This window comes from Dysgonomonas sp. Marseille-P4677 (assembly GCF_016652235.1).
In the GTDB taxonomy this organism is placed as follows: Bacteria; Bacteroidota; Bacteroidia; order Bacteroidales; family Dysgonomonadaceae; genus Dysgonomonas.
The window spans coordinates 1-3,422 of the sequence record NZ_JAEPKU010000217.1; the positions used below are offsets into that span (position 1 = coordinate 1).

Annotated in this window: 5 protein-coding genes and 1 pseudogene; all 6 read left to right on the forward strand. The window is 31.9% G+C overall.

Translation table 11 applies throughout. The features are described from left to right. Window positions 1-168 precede the first annotated feature (168 nt). A complete protein-coding gene (locus JGH11_RS19380) occupies window positions 169-498 on the forward strand; it encodes a hypothetical protein (RefSeq protein ID WP_201114539.1) in 330 nt (109 codons plus the stop codon). Between the two features lie 4 nt (window positions 499-502). Then, window positions 503-1,264: a hypothetical protein gene (locus tag JGH11_RS19385; protein ID WP_201114540.1), complete on the forward strand. Its 762-nt coding sequence runs from the start codon at window positions 503-505 to the stop codon at window positions 1,262-1,264. A 252-nt stretch (window positions 1,265-1,516) separates the two neighbouring features. Continuing rightward, window positions 1,517-1,936 carry a DUF4494 family protein gene (locus tag JGH11_RS19390; RefSeq protein ID WP_201114541.1) on the forward strand — a complete coding sequence of 140 codons (420 nt, stop codon included), beginning with the start codon at window positions 1,517-1,519 and terminating at the stop codon, window positions 1,934-1,936. A 143-nt stretch (window positions 1,937-2,079) separates the two neighbouring features. Then, window positions 2,080-2,544: a YopX family protein gene (locus JGH11_RS19395; protein WP_201114543.1), complete on the forward strand. Its 465-nt coding sequence runs from the start codon at window positions 2,080-2,082 to the stop codon at window positions 2,542-2,544. 45 nt (window positions 2,545-2,589) lie between these two features. Further along, a complete protein-coding gene (locus JGH11_RS19400; protein ID WP_201114545.1) occupies window positions 2,590-2,898 on the forward strand; it encodes a hypothetical protein in 309 nt (102 codons plus the stop codon). A 73-nt stretch (window positions 2,899-2,971) separates the two neighbouring features. Beyond that, window positions 2,972-3,422 (forward strand): annotated as a pseudogene (locus JGH11_RS19405) (hypothetical protein); the annotation flags it as partial.

Below are 3,422 nucleotides of genomic sequence, written 5' to 3' on the forward strand. Positions count from 1 at the left end.
AATTGGTACACAGAGGTTAAATCATGGAAGATTGAGCCACTTGGATTAGCTGCAAGACCTATTGATAATCAACCTACTCAACAACATCCTACTCCTGCACCGAAAGTAGATTTTAATGCGGGTGAAGATGATTTACCTTTTTAATATTAATTGAAAATAAATAACAAGATGAAAAAATACAGAATTAAAAAAGAAGCTGAACAATTCTTTTGTGAATCATACAGAGGGCAAATACAGCCATTAGAATGGTTTGTTTCTCGTAATATATCTAAAAAAGCACTTGATAAAATAGAAGATGTTATAATATCTTACGGATGGGAAAAGGAAGGATATACTGATTTACATGGTTGGGGGTCACAAGAAGGTTCACGTGTTAATCTTACTGTAAAATTTCCTCAATCTAGACACGAAGAGTATATAAACATTAAGGAAAAATTCAAGGATATGATGGGCGAAATGCAAAAAGTAGTAGATAAATGGTATAACGAAAATAAATAACAATATGAATCAGAAAATTGAAATTCCAGAGGGCTGTAATGCCATGATAGATTACGAAAACAGGCTTGTTATAATTGAACCTAAAGAGAAGAAACAGGAGTTTAAGAAGGGTGATATATTTTATGAAACTTTTGTTGGTGGACGCTTAGTGGGTATCTTTAATAAAAAAGAAGGTTTAGATGAATACTCTTTTATCGCTAGATTGTTTATCAATACAGATAGGTTATATATATACGATATCGGAACCATTGAGAATAATGCTCGTCTTGCCACTCCCTCAGAACAACAAATACTATTTGACGCACTAGCAAAAGAAGGTAAATATTGGGATGCAGAAGCGTTAGAGGTTAAAGACTTTATAAAAGTGCCTGAGAGCGTGGGGATATATAAAACCGTATCAGATGTTCAGCAAAATAAATACGGTGATAACTTGTGTATTGCATTTAATAATGATAGGCAGTTTCTAGGTTATGACAGCGAAGAAGGTGTTTATATTGTTAGTCATAAAAGAAATTGTCTCGAAAAAGTCCAATGTTACCTACAACCTTGCAAGAGAGAAGATTTAAAAGCGGGTGATACAGTAGGTATAATAGGAAATAATCATTCGTTAAATTCAATGATAGATAATATTGCATTCTATAATAAGGTACTCTCTGATTCCTCATTTGTAAGTATCGTTTCTAAAACTGATATAGAGGTGTACGACGAAACAATACATCCAAATCTTGATGAACATAATTTCTACAAACTAATCCCTATTAAATAACCATGAAAACAATTATGACTGCTATCTCAATATTTCTTTTAGCAATCGTATTTTTAATAATAATATATGAAATATATCAAATTGTCAGAACAAAGGCAATTATAAATATTTCAAAATATTGGATTATGAAATGTGATATGAGGATATACAAATATTCTTGGAACGATCTATTTAAGTTGACAAAACATAATTGGTACGGTTTAAAATATCCAAAAGATTCAGATTATAAATAACAATCAAAACAATCAAATCATGGCATTTTTTAAAGTAAAAGCGTCTTATAACGCAGAAAAAGAAAACGGTAAAGTAACAAAAACAACTCGTGAATTTCTAGTAGATGGCATCCTTTACGGCGAAGTAGAAAAAAGGGCAATGGAAGAAATGATACCTTTCTCAAAAGACGGTGACATCATGCTTGTAATTTCTCGTTATCCGCTAAAAGAGACTGTTTTTAACGGCGGTGATAAGTATTTCAGAATACAGCTTATCTATGAGATATTAGATCCTAAGTCTGGAAATGTAAAAGAGGAAAAATATCCTACACTCGTACAAGCTAATGACATCGCAGAAGCACAAATGAACCTTATCGAACACATGAAAGGCTCTATTGCTGATTATAAGTTTGGTAAGGTAGAAGCAACAAAGATAGAAGAAGTATATTTCTATAATTAAATATTTACTAAAAACGTAACGTTGTTTAAAAATATAGTATATATGTTTACGTAATGTGGAATTTATTTTTTATCTTTACAAAATCATCATCACGGGTATTTTTTTTATCCGTGATGGTAACTAAAGTACAATAATTATAAGGTATGAGAAGTATAAAGTTTAGAGCGTATCAAAAGAACGCTAAAAGAATGCTTCCAGTTGTTAATATTGGTTTCGATTCAAATGGAATAATAGAATCTGTAAGTGTAGATAACAACGGATGCAATGGAGAATATAACGTATCACCAAGATTGCACACTTTTTATAAAGGTGATAATATTTACAACTTGGAATTACTCGAATTGATGCAATTCACAGGTTTAACCGACAAGAACGGCAAAGAGATATACGAGGGGGATAAGGTTATTCATCCTGTATATAGCAAATCTACAATCATTTATTCTCAGAAATATTTAGGTCTAGCTTATGAATATATCCATTATTTCAACGAAGGAAATATAGGTGAGCCAATGCATGAAGTTCGGATTTGCCCATTGTGTGGAGATATTTTTCTAAAAGATTTAGAGTTAATCGGTAACATCCACGACAACCCCGAGCTTCTTAAATAATTTTTTTACACATTTAGTCAACTAAAGTACAACAATCAAACAATTATGAGCAAGATAAAACAACGAAAAGAATTAATGCAAAAAGTGCTTGAAAAGTGGAATCAAACAGATATTACACATTACAGGCTTTCAAAGGAAACAGGTATAGCAGCAGTAAGCCTTCCGAGGTATAAAAGTGGTAAGAACCTACCGACATTAACAACGGTAAATATACTGTATGAGTTCTTCTATGGTAAGCCTGCAAGCGTTTTAAACAACCTAGAAATGCACGAAATACGAAGGGAGATAAAGAGTATCCAAAAGAGGGTAAAAATGCTTTCCGAGAGGCTTAATGTATGCGAAGAGGTGAATTAGTGGTCTAATGATTTATAACATCTCAAATCGATTTAAAATGCCCTGTATAATTAATTGACATAACATAGTCAAAATGGATAAGAACGAAAAATTATCAAACTTCATTCCTATAAATCGTGACTTTTTCGAGCATAAACTCTGGAAAGAAAAGAGGGTATTCTCTAAAGCAGAAGCATGGCTTTATGTTATTAAAGAAACACGCTTTGAGGATTCTGAGGTATTGGATGGTAATATAACCGTATCTGTAAAAAGAGGACAGTTATATAATTCTTTTCGTTTTTATGCCGAAGCGTGGGGTTGGTCTACTAAGAAAGTTGGCAATTTCTTAAATTTTCTTGAAAAAGAGAAAATGATAAAAAAGGAAACGGTAAAAGAAACAGGTCAAACGCTTATAACTGTTTGTAATTATGACGTTTATAATAAACCAAAAAACGAAGTAGAAACACTAGAGGAAACAGCAAGGAAACAGCAAGGAAACAGCAAGGAAACAAAATCTAATAATATAAAGAAAGATAATAATATTA

Excerpts from the sequence above, each read along its gene's own strand:
- JGH11_RS19380 (WP_201114539.1), top strand. The coding sequence starts at position 169 with ATGAAAAAATACAGAATTAAAAAAGAAGCTGAACAATTCTTTTGTGAA.
- JGH11_RS19385 (WP_201114540.1), top strand. The coding sequence starts at position 503 with ATGAATCAGAAAATTGAAATTCCAGAGGGCTGTAATGCCATGATAGAT.
- JGH11_RS19390 (WP_201114541.1), top strand. The coding sequence starts at position 1,517 with ATGGCATTTTTTAAAGTAAAAGCGTCTTATAACGCAGAAAAAGAAAAC.
- JGH11_RS19395 (WP_201114543.1), top strand. The coding sequence starts at position 2,080 with ATGAGAAGTATAAAGTTTAGAGCGTATCAAAAGAACGCTAAAAGAATG.
- JGH11_RS19400 (WP_201114545.1), top strand. The coding sequence starts at position 2,590 with ATGAGCAAGATAAAACAACGAAAAGAATTAATGCAAAAAGTGCTTGAA.